The organism is Nocardia sp. CA-128927 (assembly GCF_050955855.1).
GTDB lineage: Bacteria > Actinomycetota > Actinomycetes > Mycobacteriales > Mycobacteriaceae > Nocardia.
On the sequence record NZ_CP192087.1, the window covers coordinates 98,243 to 114,287 of the forward strand.

At 64.6% G+C, this 16,045-nt stretch carries 15 protein-coding genes and 1 pseudogene; 5 read left to right on the forward strand and 11 right to left on the reverse strand.

What is annotated here, in order from left to right; translation table 11 throughout:
* Positions 1-111: 111 nt before the first annotated feature.
* The 5 genes from ACQPW1_RS00530 to ACQPW1_RS00550 form a co-directional block, all read right to left on the reverse strand.
* On the reverse strand, positions 112-480 hold the full coding sequence (locus ACQPW1_RS00530) for a hypothetical protein (protein ID WP_433660811.1): 369 nt from the start codon (positions 478-480) through the stop codon (positions 112-114).
* Positions 480-926, reverse strand: a complete 447-nt coding sequence (locus ACQPW1_RS00535; RefSeq protein ID WP_433660812.1) for a hypothetical protein — start codon at positions 924-926, stop codon at positions 480-482. The genes ACQPW1_RS00530 and ACQPW1_RS00535 overlap by 1 nt, the downstream gene beginning before the upstream one ends.
* Before the next feature lie 183 nt (positions 927-1,109).
* On the reverse strand, positions 1,110-2,021 hold the full coding sequence (locus tag ACQPW1_RS00540; protein ID WP_433660813.1) for a hypothetical protein: 912 nt from the start codon (positions 2,019-2,021) through the stop codon (positions 1,110-1,112).
* Between the two features lie 35 nt (positions 2,022-2,056).
* A complete protein-coding gene (locus tag ACQPW1_RS00545) occupies positions 2,057-2,563 on the reverse strand; it encodes a DNA-directed RNA polymerase subunit beta (protein WP_433660814.1) in 507 nt (168 codons plus the stop codon).
* 6 nt (positions 2,564-2,569) lie between these two features.
* A complete protein-coding gene (locus ACQPW1_RS00550) occupies positions 2,570-2,926 on the reverse strand; it encodes a hypothetical protein (protein WP_433660815.1) in 357 nt (118 codons plus the stop codon).
* Positions 2,927-3,147: 221 nt separating this feature from the next.
* Here ACQPW1_RS00550 and ACQPW1_RS00555 point away from each other — a divergent pair, with 221 nt between their 5' ends.
* Positions 3,148-4,356, forward strand: coding sequence for a helix-turn-helix domain-containing protein (locus tag ACQPW1_RS00555; protein WP_433665574.1), 1,209 nt, complete (start codon positions 3,148-3,150; stop codon positions 4,354-4,356).
* On the opposite strand, the gene ACQPW1_RS00560 is transcribed toward ACQPW1_RS00555, so the two are convergent.
* Positions 4,357-4,671 carry a putative quinol monooxygenase gene (locus tag ACQPW1_RS00560; protein WP_433660816.1) on the reverse strand — a complete coding sequence of 105 codons (315 nt, stop codon included), beginning with the start codon at positions 4,669-4,671 and terminating at the stop codon, positions 4,357-4,359.
* Positions 4,672-4,692: 21 nt separating this feature from the next.
* Complete coding sequence (locus ACQPW1_RS00565; RefSeq protein WP_433660817.1) at positions 4,693-4,872, reverse strand: hypothetical protein; 180 nt, start codon at positions 4,870-4,872, stop codon at positions 4,693-4,695.
* 1,129 nt (positions 4,873-6,001) lie between these two features.
* Here ACQPW1_RS00565 and ACQPW1_RS00570 point away from each other — a divergent pair.
* Positions 6,002-7,411: a lipase family protein gene (locus ACQPW1_RS00570; RefSeq protein ID WP_433660818.1), complete on the forward strand. Its 1,410-nt coding sequence runs from the start codon at positions 6,002-6,004 to the stop codon at positions 7,409-7,411.
* 144 nt (positions 7,412-7,555) lie between these two features.
* Here ACQPW1_RS00570 and ACQPW1_RS00575 read toward each other — a convergent pair.
* Positions 7,556-8,751: pseudogene (locus ACQPW1_RS00575) on the reverse strand (NADH:flavin oxidoreductase).
* 94 nt (positions 8,752-8,845) lie between these two features.
* Between ACQPW1_RS00575 and ACQPW1_RS00580 the strand changes: the two are divergent.
* Positions 8,846-9,613 carry an SDR family NAD(P)-dependent oxidoreductase gene (locus ACQPW1_RS00580; RefSeq protein WP_433660819.1) on the forward strand — a complete coding sequence of 256 codons (768 nt, stop codon included), beginning with the start codon at positions 8,846-8,848 and terminating at the stop codon, positions 9,611-9,613.
* On the opposite strand, the gene ACQPW1_RS00585 is transcribed toward ACQPW1_RS00580, so the two are convergent.
* Positions 9,614-10,252 carry a class I SAM-dependent methyltransferase gene (locus ACQPW1_RS00585; RefSeq protein ID WP_433660820.1) on the reverse strand — a complete coding sequence of 213 codons (639 nt, stop codon included), beginning with the start codon at positions 10,250-10,252 and terminating at the stop codon, positions 9,614-9,616. It abuts the gene before it with no gap.
* 155 nt (positions 10,253-10,407) lie between these two features.
* Between ACQPW1_RS00585 and ACQPW1_RS00590 the strand changes: the two genes are divergently transcribed.
* Positions 10,408-11,823 carry a hypothetical protein gene (locus ACQPW1_RS00590; RefSeq protein ID WP_433665575.1) on the forward strand — a complete coding sequence of 472 codons (1,416 nt, stop codon included), beginning with the start codon at positions 10,408-10,410 and terminating at the stop codon, positions 11,821-11,823.
* A 1,365-nt stretch (positions 11,824-13,188) separates the two neighbouring features.
* Here the strand turns inward: ACQPW1_RS00590 and ACQPW1_RS00595 are convergent.
* Positions 13,189-14,172, reverse strand: a complete 984-nt coding sequence (locus ACQPW1_RS00595; protein ID WP_433660821.1) for a stage II sporulation protein M — start codon at positions 14,170-14,172, stop codon at positions 13,189-13,191.
* 43 nt (positions 14,173-14,215) lie between these two features.
* Here ACQPW1_RS00595 and ACQPW1_RS00600 point away from each other — a divergent pair, with 43 nt between their 5' ends.
* A complete protein-coding gene (locus tag ACQPW1_RS00600; RefSeq protein ID WP_433660822.1) occupies positions 14,216-15,016 on the forward strand; it encodes an RDD family protein in 801 nt (266 codons plus the stop codon).
* On the opposite strand, the gene add is transcribed toward ACQPW1_RS00600, so the two are convergent.
* Entirely contained in the window at positions 15,017-16,033 is a 1,017-nt protein-coding gene (gene add / locus ACQPW1_RS00605) for an adenosine deaminase (protein ID WP_433660823.1), read from the reverse strand.
* Positions 16,034-16,045 lie beyond the last annotated feature (12 nt).

The following is a 16,045-nucleotide window of genomic DNA, read 5'->3' on the forward strand; positions in this document are numbered from 1 at the left end:
AATCTCCCCTGATCGGCCCCGACGTTGCCGTGACGCTACTACCAGGCGTCGACCGGCACCAGAGACGCGAACGCCCCGACCCTTTGACGGGTCGGGGCGCTCTTGGTGTATTTAGTCCGCCACGACCTCGATCGGCGTGGTGTGGTTGATGTTCAGTGCAGCGATATCGACGTGCATCGTGTACGTACCGGGCTCCAAGCGGGGGAACGTGGTCGACCAGGCCATCGACGCCAGGTCTTCCGCACCGGCAATCATCGGATAGGGCAAGGTGACCTCGTCGCGCTGAAATGTCACGGTGACCGACCGCTGTAGCCCTAGGATCACATCCACGGGCAGCGGGAACGAATCGCCGTTCGGCTCAACAGCTTCGATGACGATCGCGAAGTACGTCCGCGAGCGTCCTTGGATGAGTCCGCCGTGCCAGATCCGAACATCGCCGTCGACATGGATCTCGGCCGGAGCAGCCAGGGTGAGGGGCATCATCGCAGGCTACAACCCACGGTGACCCCCGCGCGCCAACTGCCCGGTTCGTCGTCGAGTACGTGTGTTCTGCCGTTGGTGTCGATGATCGTTCCGCGCAAGTTCATACTCCAACTGCTGTTGTTGTTCACGCACGGCAGGGATAACGCCGAGACTGACGGATTGGACGAGACGCCGTTGCGCGTCGCTTCCCCGGCCTTGCCGTTGCCCGAGTAGGCCGCCACAGTGAGGCTGTACTCCACCGGCCGAGTGCACACAAAGTTGATCCCGAACCACACCGCCGTGCCGGTACCTTGTGCCGTGATCTCGGGAACGATCCACGTCGACGAGCACCCTTGCGGCCCAGCCGACGCCGACGCCGTAAGAGCGGGTGTAAGCCCGATGAGTGCGAACGACGCGCAGAGCGCAGTAATCAGAAATAAGAAGCGGTTCAATATTTTTCGCATGATTCCCCCCAAGGAATCTAGGCGTGAACAGACACTTTCGTGTCTGTGGTTTGGACTACCCCGGAGTAAGAGCCGGGGTGCCGGGTTGAGAGCGGCCCGCGTCGAGGTGCGGACGAGACAGTCGAATGCGATTCTGCGCGAGGCGAACTCGCGGTGGAGCCCGAACTCTCGGTAGATGCGCCTTCATGGCCTTAGCCCTGCGCCGCTTATCTGCTGCGCGTACTTCGCTTGCCACTTCGTGATGCCTTCGCGGAGCTTTCCGACCCGGATTGACCCCATGTTCCTAAGCTCGAGCAACTGCGCGTCGGTCTTGTCCGCGAGCATCGCCATGGTGCGTATTCCGTTGAAGATCAATATGTTTCGGGAGGTTTCGTCCATCCAGTCGAATTCGTGCTCTGGTGGTTCTCCGGGTTCCCGGAACAGCATGTCGATGCCGTATAGGACGTTGTAGACCAGTCTTTCCGCGCTGGGCTGGAGGTCCCAACCGGTCAGAATCCCGCTCCTGGAGGCGACGGTAACCCGGCTCAATACCCAACTATCGGGTGATGGCTGGGTGATCGTCACCGAGTACTCGACGCCAGGATGATCGTCCAATTCAATTGTCGCGCTTTTGGATTCGCTATCCATATACGACTCCTTTCCGGATTCACTGTTGCCGCTGCTGTCTGTCGAATGAGCTGGTACTCGAGATTCGGGACTTGTGTGCACGCCCGAGGTAGCCGGGGGGAGTTGTGGGCGTGTGGGGATATCGAGAACGCTGATCGGCTCGACGTCGATCACGGGGGGCGTATCCATCTCGTCTGGCTCGCGCACCCAACCGTCCGCGTCCACCTCGCACAGCGTTCCGTCAGATTGGTGAATCGTTGGTCGACTATCCACGGGGGCAATCCGCATCTTCTCCAGCGTGTCCGCATTGAACTCGGCGAGTAGCTGCCTCACCGAAGGGGCGATTTCGTTCCGCCGGTAGGTCGCAATCTCACCGGTGCGGCCGGTAGCGAACCCGGCCAAGCGGCCACCGATCGTTTGCGCGAGACCCGCCTCGAGGTCGAGTACCTCGTCGAGGGTCTGCACGACCGCGTCGTGCTTCTCGCGCAACCAACGGTCGACATCCGAGGGGTATAGCCGCCGCCTCATCGAACGCGCCCCGAATCGGATGAGGGCAGCGCAGACACGCAGCACCGGATCGCCTCGACTATCTCCGTACCTGGGGGCCGGTATCCGTCGCTAGGCTTGTGCACCCACTCTCGGTATCCAACCGACGGATCCGACGTATCGAACAGTGAAGGCAATGCGACCTCGCCACCGATCGGTACAACAGAGACGTTGTAGCGGAACAACTTTGCGGACAGCGATGCGTCGCCAGGGATGTCCGGGCACACGAGGAATGTCCAACGTTTCGAGCGTGGGTGCGAGACGATCGGCCCAACCCGGCCGTTGCGCTGCGCCAGCATGTGCGCCTTGACCAGCGCCCCGAGGAGAGCGGGCATGGTGACCGCGCCGACACTGCCGACCCTGAATTCGATCCGTGAGTACTCAAGCCGCACGCGAGCGGGCAACCCGCATGTGACTTGGTAGAACCTGCGCTGTGACTCCAGCACAGCAGCCTGTTTGTCAGGGAGAAGCTCGGTGTTCTCCATAGCGGATCACTCGGTCCCGGCCGCTGGCTGCCGCTGGCCGGAATCAGGTTCGACCATGCGTGCTTTCAGCTCGGCGACGCCATCCGCGCGCGGCAGCCCCTCGACCTTCTCCCGAACTTCGCTGGTGATCCAGCCTGCCTTTTCCATCTCCGTGAGCAGCCCGGCGAACTCCTCAACCGTGGGCGTGTTCGCCCCGTAGAACAGGATCTTGCCGGTTACCCCGTCCGCTTTTCCCGGCGGCGGCGGCCCGGCGGCGGAGAACTCGGCGACCTCCTCTGGGGTGCCGAATTGCTCAAGGTGGAACAACTTCCCGTAGTAGATCTGCTGCGGCGTCGCGTCGCCGTCTTCGTCGTCCAAACCCATCGCCTGCGCCTCCTGGTCGCTCGTTCGGTTGAACGCACCGACGCCGGGGAGGCGCGCACTCCGACGGGCGTTCGACGCGGGTCGGTCATGTGCCAAACGGGAACGCCGTCTACCCGGCGTCGGGGCATGAGTAGTACCGTGCCGCAGTTCTTGACCGCGAAGTACCAAAGTTTTTCGTACCCTTAGTACTGCGAAAGGCGTTGAATGGAGTAGTGATCCCGATGAGCGAAGATCGCGCCAGCGTTGCGGCCAGGGTGAAGCAAGCCCGGATTCTCGGCGGGCTCACTCAGAAGCAACTCGCCGCGAAATCGAACGTGTCGTTGGGCCTAATCAGGGCGGTTGAGCAGAAGAAGGCGACCGCGACGCCAGCATTCCTCGGCGCGGTATCCAAGGCGTTGCGTGTCAGCGTGAACGACTTGACTGGGCAGCCTTACCCGCCACCGCCCGGCGAAGACACCGAGCTTCATGCGGCAATATCCGTGCTTCGTACCGAGTTGGCCGCCTATGACATCGACAACGCGTACGTGCCGTATCTACGTTCGCTGCCTCAGATCGCCGCTGATGTCGAGAAGGTGTGCCGCTACCGTCGTGCCGCGTCATTCCACAAGCTCGGCGACGCCCTACCGTCATTGCTGGGGGAGGTACGTGCTGCGGTACACCGCACAAGTGGTCGTGACCGCGAGCAGGCATTGACGTTGTTGTGCGAGCTGTACTACGCGGCTCACAGCCTGGCGCACAAGCTCGGCTACGCAGACCTCGCCGCCCTAGCGATTGATCGGATCTCGTGGGCAGCCAATGAATCGGGTCATGGGCTATGGATTGCGACGGGTCAGTTCCAACGGGCCGCGATATTGACCTCGGGTGGTGACTGGAACTCATCGCTTAGGTTCCTCGAACGCTGTCGATCAGATATCGAGCCCCGCCTCGGTACCGGTCGACGGCAAGACCTCATCGCATGGGGAGGTCTACACCTGCAATCTGGGTTGGCTGCCTCACGCTCAGGCAATCGCGGCCTCGCAGACATGCATCTCGACGAGGCCCGGCAGACTGCGGAACGCTTGGGTGACGACCGCGACCCGATTTTGTCATTCGGCCCAACCAACGTCGGAATCTGGTCTGTAGCGCTGGCAGTCGAGGCGATGGACGGAACCGAAGCACTCAACAGGGCGCAGGCGCTCACGATCCCGACGGACGCGCCGAAGGAACGCGTAGGGCACCACTACATGGACATGTCTCGCGCATACCTGCTGCATGGCGACCGCGGACGCGCGTTCGAGGCGCTTCGGACCGCGAAAGCCATCGCACCGACGCAGACTCGGTATAACCCCATGGTGCACGAGACGGTCCGCGCACTGGCTCGGGCCGAGGCGCGAACCGTCGAAACGGTGCACGGCTTTGCCGTGTGGTGTGGGATCGCGGAACGCCTGTAGTCAGTCGGCGGCGGGCAGACCCTTGGCAGCGTCGGGTGTCAGGAACTCGACACGGTGTGACGCGACGTAGTCGTTACGTTGGCTCAGGAACTGGCGTGTGTGCGGCTGACGCTCGTGCTCCTCGAACGCCTCACGGTCGCGATACACCTCGTAGAAGACCCGCGAGAGAGGTTCCCCCTCGACAGTGTGGGTCGCGTAGACAAGGGTGCCGGGTTCAGATTCAGCAATGCTCTTAACAGTCTCGGCGACGAGCTGGTCGAAACCCGCCGCTCTCTCGGCGTCGATCAGATCGAACTTCACCACGAGTGCAAACATCGACTCACCGTAGCTGATCGGCTATCCACTGGACTGGCGATCCGGGTCGTTCTCGAAGGGGATTCGCCGGCTCGCGTCGCTCGAAAAGTAGGTCCCCGCCGTCCACTCCTGCCAGCGTTCGAACTGGCTCAACAGGCCATCAGCGGTCCACCCGCCGAACAACGGGTTGTAGTCCGAATCAGGGTCCAGGGGTTCGGTCATGCATGGTTCGACGCGCCCGACGATGCGGTTGGTTTCAGGCGGCGGCGGGGTTGTCCGTGGTTGTCCTAGACGGGCCAAATCGAGTGTGGACACGGTACACAGAATCGCGGTACCTTCGTGTTTCCACAGGCGTCGAGATGTCCTCAGATGTCCGGATGTGTGCCAATGACCTGCGTTTTCGCCGATTGGGCCTAGTCCAACCGGCAGCGGCTAGGGGTTCAAGTCCCCCTTCGCCCACCTTCACTCGGGGAAGCCCATGCTCACACAGAGCGTGGGCTTTTCTCGTTTCGGTCGTTTGTCTTTGTGGGGCGCAGCCCCACACCCGCTCGGCGGGGCTTCGCCCCCCGAACTCCCCCGCCTTTGAACGCCGTGTGTGGGTTGCGGCGGCGATGACTGCCCACCGGCGGAGTAGAGCCCGATGACGACCGCTTGGGGTCGGTGGCTACATCGTGTGGATCGCGTGAGGCGATGGCAGCCTCGTTCGGGTGTGAGCCCGCCCTCTGCTGCGTCTGTTGCGTGAGTCCCATGGTGGGCGCGTTGGTTATGTGAGTCGCGTGGTTGCACGTTCTTTGAGCGAGTGGTGGGTGCGTGTCTAAGGGCTCGAGTGGGATTGGTGCCGTGTTTCGGTTTCGGGGGAGTGGGACTGGAGGTGGTGCGCGTGACTCGGGTTGGCGGAGTTGATTTCTCGGCGATGGGCGCGGCGGGGCATATCCACAAGCTGTGTACAACTATCGATATCCACAAGGTGTGCATAACGCAAAATCCGCCCAATGGGCGTTATTTTCGAGGATTCTTGGTTTGTGTACGTAGCTGTTCTCTATTGATGAAACGTTGTTGATTCAGGCCTGCGGGTTTGTCATCACATCGGACATTTCGGACTGAGGTTGGGGCGGAAAGGTCTCGGGCGGAAGTTAATTGGGGTCGGGTCTGATGAGTGTTGGTGGTGGTAGGGGGATTTAAATGGGTTCTCCCTCGCGTTTCGCGTTGGATTATTCGAATGTTCATCTACGATTGCGGCGGCTCACACCGGAGTGGTCACTTCGCCTATACCTGCATTCGTCGGGGATTTGGTGCCGCTGCTCCTGGTTACGGCTTGTCATGCACCTCTCCCTCAGCTGAAGGATCAGGTATGAACATCTTCAAAACACGGCACCGCCGATATGGGCGGGCAACGATGTTGGCCGCAGGTGCTGCGGCCGTGATTCAAGTGGCGGCTGTCGGCTTTGCCGCGGCTTGCCCATGCGCTTCGGATGACTATGTCCCGATTCAGCCTGCCCTGACTCCGCCGGCCATGCCCGCCGATGATCAGGTGTTTCTCAATCCGCCGCGTGACGTGGTCGCGGCGAAGCAGCCGGGCGAGATCATTGCCGCTCGCGAAGTGCATCCCGCGTTCCAGTCGATCATTCAGCCCGACGTCGACGCGTGGCAGCTGTCGTATCGCTCGAACAACAGCCGGGATGAGCCGATCGCCGCGGTGACCACGGTCATGAAGCCACGCGGTAAGGCCCCGACGAACCTGGTGTCGGTGCAGATCCCGGAAGACGCGGTCGCGGCACACTGCGCACCGTCCTACACCAGCCAGATGTTGGCGCTGCCGCCGAACTACGCGGGCACGATGGGCCCGAACTTCATGCTCCCGATGGCGCTCTACGCGGTCACGAAGGGCTGGGGCGTCTCCATCCCCGATCACGAAGGCCTGCTCTCCGCCTTCGCCGCGGGCCCGCTGGCCGGCCGGATCACACTCGACGGCATCCGGGCCGCGGAGAACTTCAAGCCGATGGAACTGCATCAAGGGCGCGACACAAAAGTCGGCCTCTGGGGCGACTCGGGTGGCGCCATCCCGACGATGCACGCCGCAGAGCAGCGCGCCACCTACGCTCCGGACGTGAACATCGCCGGTATTGTCTCCGGCTCCACCCCGGCGGACCTGCGTGACCTGGTCGACTATCAGAACAGCGGGCCCGCTGCCGGGGCCGTGTTCTCGGGCATTATCGGCCTGAGCCGCGAATACCCGGAACTGCAGACGTACCTGGATCAGCACATGAACCCGCTGGGTCAGGGACTGCGCACCGTGCACAGCAACGTGTGCCAGGGCTGGAATGTATCGACCTTTCCTAATCTGAACATAAAGGGACTGTTCGATACCCCGGACCTGACGCGTGAGCCGATCCCGGCCAAGTATTTGGATCAGGTCAAGATGGGAAATGTGACTCCCGACCGCCCGACGTATATCTTCCAGTCGATGGGTGACTGGATTATGCCCGCCTACGCGGCGGACCGACTGGTGGACACCTACTGCCAGAATGATGGGCAGATCACCTACCGGCGCCTCCAAATCGGCGAGGCTTACTCGCAGGCCTTCCTGTCCGTGCCGAGCACCTATCAGTGGCTCCAGGAGAGGTTCGACGGGGTCCCGATCGGCGGCGGCTGCAATAGGCAGGACGTCGCGGCAATCGCCAAGGACGATTCCCCGGAGATGAACGAGTGGGTGTCGATCGTCGGTCCGGAGCTGACCGCGTCCGCTGCCAAGCCCGCCTAATTGCTCGACAGGTGAGGGTGGCGTAGTCGGTGCCAGGCTGACGAAGCCCGGTCAGGCGCCGTAATCCGCATTGCGAGCAATGCGGATACATCACCGAAAGAAGGCCCGGTCCATCAGGACCGGGCCTTCTCGCTATCCATCGGACTATGTCGCTGTCGCGGAATCCGGCACCGGAGAAGTCAATACACAATGCGTGCCCCGATAGATGGTCGGCATGCAGCGATTGCAGTGGGTACACAGCGACGCGGCCGCCGCGTCGGACCGCATGCGGTTCACCAATTCCGGATCGTGCAGCAGCGCACGCGCCATCGCGACGAACTCGAAACCGTGCGACATCGCGGTGTCGATCGCCGCGCGCGAGGCGATGCCGCCGAGCAGCACCAGCGGGAGCGCGAGTTCGGCGCGGAAGCGCACGTCTGCTCGAGCAGGTAGGCCTCGTGGTACGGGTAGGCGCGCAAGAATCGGCGGCCCGCCAGGCGAATGCCCAAGCGCTGCGGTGTCGGGAACTGGTCGGCGAACTTGCGCAGCGGCACGTCGCCGCGGAACAGATACATCGGATTGCGCAGCGAGCTGCCGACGGTGAGTTCGAGCGCGTCCAGGTTGCCGTCCTGCGCGAGCCACCGTGCGACGGACAGGCTTTCGGCGCCGCCGAATCCGCCGCGCACCCCGTCGTCCATGTTGAACTTCGCCAGTACCGCGATCTCGCCGCCGACTTCCTGGCGCACCGCGTCGGCGGTCTGCCTGGCCAGCTTCGCGCGATTGACCAGGGTGCCGCCGTACTCGTCGGAGCGTTTGTTCAGCGCCGGGCTGAGGAACGAGCTGATCAGATAGTTGTGCCCGAAATGCAGTTCGACGGCGTCGAATCCGGATTCCACCGCCAGCCGGGCGGCGTGCGCGTGGGCCTTGATGATCCGACGGACGTCCCCCTCGGTCGCCGCCTGGGTGAGCCGCAGGCTGATCGGACTGAACTGCCTGCTCGGCGCGAGCGCGGGCGCGGGCGCGCGATTGGAGGCCGCGTTCGCGACGGGGCCCGCGTGGCCGAGTTGGGCGGAGACCGCGCCGCCCGCGCTGTGCACCGCGTCGGTGAGCCGTCGTAACCCGGGCACCGCCTCGGGGCGCATCCAGATCTGATGCCGATCGGTCCGGCCCTCGGGCGCGACCGCGCAGTAGGCGACCGTGGTCAGCCCGGCGCCACCCGCCGCGACGCCGCGATGGAACTCGATGAGCTCGTCGGTGACCAGGGCGTCCGGCGTGCGCCCCTCGAACGTCGCGGCCTTGATGATGCGGTTGCGCAGCTGAACCGGCCCGAGCCTGGCCGGTTGGAACGCGTCGTTCGGCATCTGCTCACACTAGAACGTGTTTCAGTTCCGCGTTCGCGAAATGAGGTGCCGGAAGTGCCTTGACTCACAATGAGAACCTGTTCTAATTCTTGGCATGCGCAGATATGACGGCCGCCGCGTGGTGGTGACGGGAGCAGGCTCCGGCATCGGACAGGGCATCGCCCTCCGGCTGCTGGACGAGGGGGCCCAGCTGGTCGCCGCCGATATCGACGAGCCGGGGCTGGCGGCCACGGCGGAAAAGGCAGGCGACGCCGCCGAGCGACTGCGGACGGTCGCGGTGAACGTCGCCGACCCGGACTCGGTGCGCTCGGCGACCGCGACGGCGCTCGAGTTCCTCGGCGGGCTCGACGTGCTGGTGAACGGGGCGGGCATCCTGCGCCCGGCGCGCACCCACGAGATGCCCCTAGAAGCGTGGAATCAGGTGATCGGGGTGAACCTGACCGGCACCTTCCTGATGACGCAGGCCGCGCTGCCCGCACTGGTGGAATCCGGGCACGGCGTCGTCGTCAACATCTCCTCGACCGCCGCGTTCAGTGCGGCGCCCTACCTCGCGGCCTATGCGGCGTCCAAGGGCGGCGTCAACGCCTTCACGCACGCGATCGCGCTGGAGTACTCGAAGCAGGGGCTGCGCGCGGTGAACATCGTGCCCGCGGGCATCACCAGCGGAATCACCACGAAGTCGATCCGGGATCAGCCGGAAGGCTTCGACCCGAAGCTGTTCGCCCGGATGACCGGCTGGCTCAACGGCGGCGCGCTCGGCAGTCCGGAGGACATCGCCGGTGTCGTCGCGATGGTCGCCTCGGACGACGGGCGCTATATGACCGGCACGGAGATCCGGATCGACGGCGGCGCGTTGATGTAGTTACGCGCGCTTCGCGATCAGCAGATTATGCGGGATCGGCGGATTCGGCAGCTGCTCGGGGGTCACGGTGCAGCCCGACTTCTCCAGCGCGGCAATGACGTCGGCGACCGGGCGCAGGGTGAAGCCGTAGGGCGTGAACGGCAGCTTCGCCATGGTGTCGGGGTCGCCGATGCCGATCACCACCCGGCCGCCGGGCCGGATGACGCGGGCCAGCTCGGCGCAGACCGCGTCCAGATCCGGCACGAAGTAGATGGTGTTGACGGTGATCGCGGCGTCGAGGCTGTCGTCGGCGAGCGGCAACGCGGTGAGCGAGCCCTCGGCGAGCAGCAGTCGGCCCGAGGCGGTCTCGCGCGAGTGGCTCGAACGGGCGCGGGCGAGCATGTCGGGGGAGAGCTCGATGCCGTGCACGATGCCGTCGGTACCGACCCGCGCCAGCAGTATGGAAAGCCCGGCGCCACCGCCGAATCCGAGGTCGGCGACGGTCTCGCCCGCGCTGATCCCGGCGGCCGTCACCGCGGCCTCGATGGCGCGCTTGTTACCGCGGTTGAGCATGAAGGCAACGCCCTTGCCGAGCACACCGTGTGGATTGCCGAGTTGATCGGCCAGGGTGGACATCAAGCGGGCGCGCACACCGGTCATGGCGCCATCGTATGCGCGAATCCGCTATTGCTGCCGACGACCGAATCCCGGTGGCCCGGACCGCCCGAATTTGGATCATTGGCGTTTCGAATACTGTGCCGAGGGCGTTCGTTTCGGTTCGATCGGATGCTGTGTTGTCGACCCGAAAGACCGCTATGCGCGTTCCGCTGATTCTCCTTGCCGCCTGTTCGACGGCGTTGCTGACCGCGGGCCCGGCCGCGGCGACCGGGCCGTGGGGTCCGCTGGCGCCGCCCAATCCCTATCTCGGGCCGCTCGGCACCTCGACGATGCATGGGGACGCGGGTTCGTCGGATGCCACTCCGCTGGCCGGGCCCGGCGTCGGCGCGGCGTCGGTGTCGGCGTATCCGCTCGCGTCGGCGTGCCCGACGCTGCTGGAGGGGTCGGACAATCTGGTGGCCGCGTTGTGCACGGCGATCGTCGGTCAGGCGCCGACCGTGCAGCTGATCGATCCTGCGTCGCCCGGACCGGTCGGACATTCGCTGGCCTCGCTCCAACTCACCAAGGGCAGTCTGCTCGGCGGCGTCTACGCGTATCTGGACAACAACGACCGGCTCGTGGTCGTGGACGGCGGCAATCGATTGCTCCGCGTCGGCCATGCCCGTGATGCGGCGGGTAGGTGGCGGTTGGCGAGCGAGCAGGTGGCTGACCTGTCGGCGGTGATTCCGGTGGGGGACAACGTGACCGGCTTGGTGCCGGATTGGGCGGGCAACATCTGGTTCGCCACCGGCAAGGGCGTCGTCGGTCTGGTCACGCCGTCCGGTGCGGCGGTCACAGTGACGTTGCCCGCCGATGAGCAAGTGGCCAACAGCATTTCGGCGGCGCCGAGCGGACGGATCGCGATCGCGACCACACACGCGCTGTACGAGCTGCACGCCGACTCGTCCGGCCGGCCCGAAATCCTCTGGCGCGCGGCCTACCAACGCGGCGCGGCCCGCAAGCCGGGACAGTTGAGCTGGGGTACCGGATCGACACCCACCTACTTCGGGCCGAACACCGGCGCCGACTACCTGACCATCGTCGACAATGCCGACGGCCAGGTCAACGCGCTGGTATTCCGTTCCGGAACCGGACAATTGGTGTGCTCGCAGCCGGTCCTGACGAAGGGCCGTGCGGGGAGCGAGAACTCACCGGTCGGCATCGGCCGGTCGCTGTTCGTCGCGAGCACCTACGGCTATCCGTATCCGGCGGTGCCAGCAGGCGCCGGACCCGCGGTTCCGCCGACCGCGCCGTTCACCGGCGGGATGACCCGGGTTGATGTGGACGACAACGGTTGTCACACGGTCTGGGAGAATACGGTGCGCAGCGCGGCTGTTCCACACTTGTCCACAGCCGATGCGGCGGTATACACAGTGACCCGGCTCGGGCTCGATACCACCACTCCGCTGGACGGTTACGCGTTCACGGTGATCGATCCGGACACTGGCGCGGTGACCGCCAGTCGTCCGCTACCCGGCACCATCGTCGATGATCCGCTGCAGACATCGCCGTTGATCACGCATGGCCGACAGGTGTTGCAGGGCACGGTCACCGGGATTCTGCGCGTCGGCTGAGCCCGGGTTCGCGACGCGCCTCCTTCTCTTCTTGCCGGATGGATACCGGTGCCGCTCAGCCGAGTTCACGGTTTATGCACATGCCGAGTGCCGATGATTCCCCTGTGGATAAAGCTGTGTGCTGCTCGAGGATCATCGATCGGTGCACACCCCTGTTCTGCCCTCTTCTGGGCGCGATATTGCGCCGCACGAGGTTTGGCGGAGTCGGATCGTGGCTGTGGATGATGCTGTGTGTTGTTTCGGGATGGCCGAATGCCGTTCACCTTCGCGTTGCCTGGCTGAACTCGAGCGTTGCGGCGCAATCGACTCCGAAGCGCCTGGCTGGTGGCTGTGCATGACGGTTCGCGCGGGTGGGGAGAAACGTGCGCGAAAGGTGTTGAGGCAGCGTGGCCTTTGTGGATGACGTGGAGCTGCCCGGGTGTGTACATCGATCCCAGCTCTCGGCGGACTAACAGGCAGTGCGGGAACGCGTCGATCCTGTCCACAGCGGTGGAGGGTTCGCGACTCCCAGCCTGTGGACGAGTGCGATCGCGGCTGGATCGTTGTGTATGGCCGGACGACGGGAACTTGTCACCTCGTGCTGATAACGCCGGTCCGACCGGGCCGAGAACAGGCTCGACGTGCACCTTTCGGCGTGTTGTCCCGGCGTGTCTCAAGTGGGGAATGGTTGCCGCAGTGTCGATTTCGCCGCTTTCGTCGGGTCTGCGCGGCCAGTGAGGCGAAGATCACAGTCCGGCTCGAGGTTGCGGCCGTGGTGCTGAACCGACCCCGCCGAGGCGGTCACGCGGTCGCCTTTTCGTGTCTGGTTATTCCCGATCTTGACAAGACACATGCATGTCCACAGGCAGTCCAACTGGGTATGCGTCGTGTTAATAACGCTGTAAACAAACCTATGGTCGCTTTCTGTTCATCCAGCGTCCAGCTATCTGGATTTTCCGAGATGAACCCGCAGGTCGTTGGCCCTGCGTATGGGCCATTGAGGGGTCTATGTCGATGTCGCAGCTAATCGTTCGAACAATGTTTGTACCGCCACGAAGGAGATATGGACGGACCTGCGGATTCGCGCGATCGTCGACTTCTCGGCTGTTCGAAACGCGCCGAAAGCGACAGCTACAAGTTAGCTGGAACTGTGAAAAACCATGCCCTCACAAGGGTTTGCTGGCGTGCTGCTTTATACGCTTGACACCAGCGGGGAGGGTTGCATAGGGATAACGATTGTGTAGAGTCAACGGTAACGCTGGCCGCAGCTGAGCATGACTCGCTGCGGCCAGCGGAACTCAATTTGGGGGCATCGAAACCGATCCGTGACACGGCGTAGCTGTCGAGTGTCCGAACCCGCTTCGCTCAGTGTGTGCTCGAGGTTGTCTACAGACCCTCGCCCGACGATTCCAGCGCCGCCTCGGCCTTCGCCAGCACCACCCGGCGACCCACCCCGAATACATAGACCAGGAACAACGCCTCGGCGGTGAACCCGATCGTGATGCGCACCGGCGCGGGCAGGGCGCTCGGCGTCACGAACCCCTCGATGCAGCCACACACCAGCAGCACGCCGACCAACCCGAGCGCGATCGTCGCGGTCGCCCGACCCTGCCGCGCCACCGCCGCCAACCGGCTCAACCGACCCGGATCTATCAGCGTCCAACCGAGTTTCAGCCCCGCACCACCCGCCACGAAGATCGCGGTCAACTCGAGCGTGCCGTGCGGCAGGATGAACCCGAAGAACGAATCCAACCGCCCCGCATCGGCCATCAGCCCGGCCGAGACACCCAGATTGAGTGCGTTCATGAACAGCAGATACACGGCGGGCAGGATCAGCACCCCGGTGAACAGCGCGATCGCCGTCACCCAGGCATTGTTCGTCCACACCTGCGCGGCGAATGCCCCCTGCGGATGTTCGGAGTAATAGGACTCGAAGGCGCCGCCCTGCTCGGTCAGCTGGCGGGTATTCGGCGAAATCCCGAGAACCGTACGCGCCGAATCGAATTCGGCCACCCAGATCGCCAACCCGGCGGACACCAGCAGAAACACCGCCGCCACGCTGACCCACCACGGCCAGCTCCGATACAGGGCGGCCGGGAAACGGTGCGTGAAGAACCGGCCGATCTCCTGCCACGTGTCGCCCCGGCTGCGCAGCACCCGCCCGCGCGCCCTGGCCAGCAGCGCGCTCAACCCGGCGATCAGCTCCGGATCCGGGCTGTGCGATTGCAACCGGGCCAACTGCTGGGACGTGCGCCGGTACAGCGTGACGAGTTCGTCCGCCTCGGCACCGCTGAGCTGGCTCCGCTTGGCCAGGTAGTCGAGTCGTTCCCAAGCCCTCCGGTGCGCATAGCTGTAAGCGTCAACATCCACTGGCTTGCCTCCCACTACCGCCGGTCGGAAGAATGCTATCGACATGGCTGAATTCACCACCGGCGAAGCGGTCGCGCTCGAGCTGCCGATCGCCCGGCTCCCCACCAGGGCCACCGCGTTCCTCGTCGACGTGGTGGCACAGTTCCTGCTGGCCAGCGTGCTGTTCGTGCTGACCGTGAGCGTGCTGCTGCCCGGCGGGGCGGACACCGCGTGGCTGGATGTGGCCGTGCTGGTCACCATCGTCGGCGTGCTGGTCGGTTATCCGGTGGCCTGCGAAACCGCCTCGCACGGGCGCACGCTGGGCAAGTTGCTGCTCGGGCTGCGGGTGGTGCGCGCGGACGGCGGCCCGATCGACTTCCGGCACGCGCTGACCCGCGGGTTGGCCGGTGCCATCGTCGACTTCTGGATGCTCGGCGCGTTCGGTGCCGTCGCGGTGGTGACGTCGATGTGCTCGCCGAACGCGCGACGGGTCGGTGACGTGCTCGCGGGCACCGTGGTCATCCATGCCCAGCGGCCGCTGCCGGTGCCGCTGCTCGCGGTCGCACCGCCGTGGCTCACGGGCTGGGCGGTGCCGTTGCCGCTCGCGATGCTGCCGGACGATCTGGCGCTCGCGGTGCGTCAGTATCTGAGCCGGTTCCGCACCCTCACCCCCGTTGTGCAACACGAGCTGGGTATCGCGCTGGTGAGTGCGGTGTGCGCGCGACTCCAGGTGCCGGTGCCGACGGGGTATCCGCCGTTGCAGATCCTCGGCGCGGTGATCGCCGAGCGGCAACGCCGGGTGCTGCCGCCGCCGATGTTCCCGGTCTTCCGGCCGGGGCCGGTACCGATTCGGGTCGGTCCTTAGTTATCGGTTGGCCGCGACGTAATCGTCGATCTCGCGAAGGAACTGGTCCAGCCGCGCCGGGGTGATCCAGGAGCCGCGGAACGAGTTCTTCGCCAAGGCCACCAGCTGATCGATGTCGAGGTCGGCGTGCTCGGCGAGGGCCACGTAGTTGTCCGCCGCGTAGGCGCCGAAGTACGCGGGGTCGTCGCTGTTGACCGTCACGGTGAGCCCGCGGTTCAGCAGTTCGACGATCTCGTCGGACTTCATCCGGTTGGTGACGAACGAATTCGAGACCGGACAGCAGGTCAGCGCGATGCCCTTGCCCTTGGCCAGCTCGACGAGCCGGTCGTCCTCGACGATGTTGGTGCCGTGGTCGAGCCGGTCGACGGCGATGTCCTCCAGGGCCTGCCGGATGTGTTCGATCGAGTCCTGCTGATCGATATCGCAATGCATCGTCAGCAGGAAGCCCTCGCGGCGGGCCCGCGCGAAGACCGCGGCGAACTTGCTCGGCGGATTGCCGCGCTCGTCCGAGTCGAGCCCGACGCCGATGATCCAGTCGCGGTACGGCAGCGCCTCCAGCAGCGTCGCCATCGCGTACTCCGCGGAGTAGTCGCGCAGGAAACAGAGGATCAGCTCGGCCGAGATGCCGAACTCCCGGCGCGCTTGCACGATCGCCGACCGATACCCGTCGATCACCGTGGCGAACGGGACACCGCGCCCGGTGTGTGCCTGCGGGTCGAAGAACATCTCGACATGCCGGATGCCCTGGGCGTGCGCCCTGGTCAGGTAGTCGAACGCCAGATCATGAAAGTCCGCCGGTTCCAGCAGGACTCGCATCGCCGGGTAGTACACCTGCAGAAACGACGTCAGATCGTGGAACTGATAGGTCTGCTTGACCTCGTCCACCGTCTGCTCCGCCAGCTCGATCCCATTGCGCTGCGCCAGCCGAAACTTCAACTCCGGCTCCAGCGTTCCCTCCAGATGCAGATGCAACTCGGCCTTGGGCAGTCCACGAACAAAAGCGGCGAGATCAGACATGAGCTCCATAAT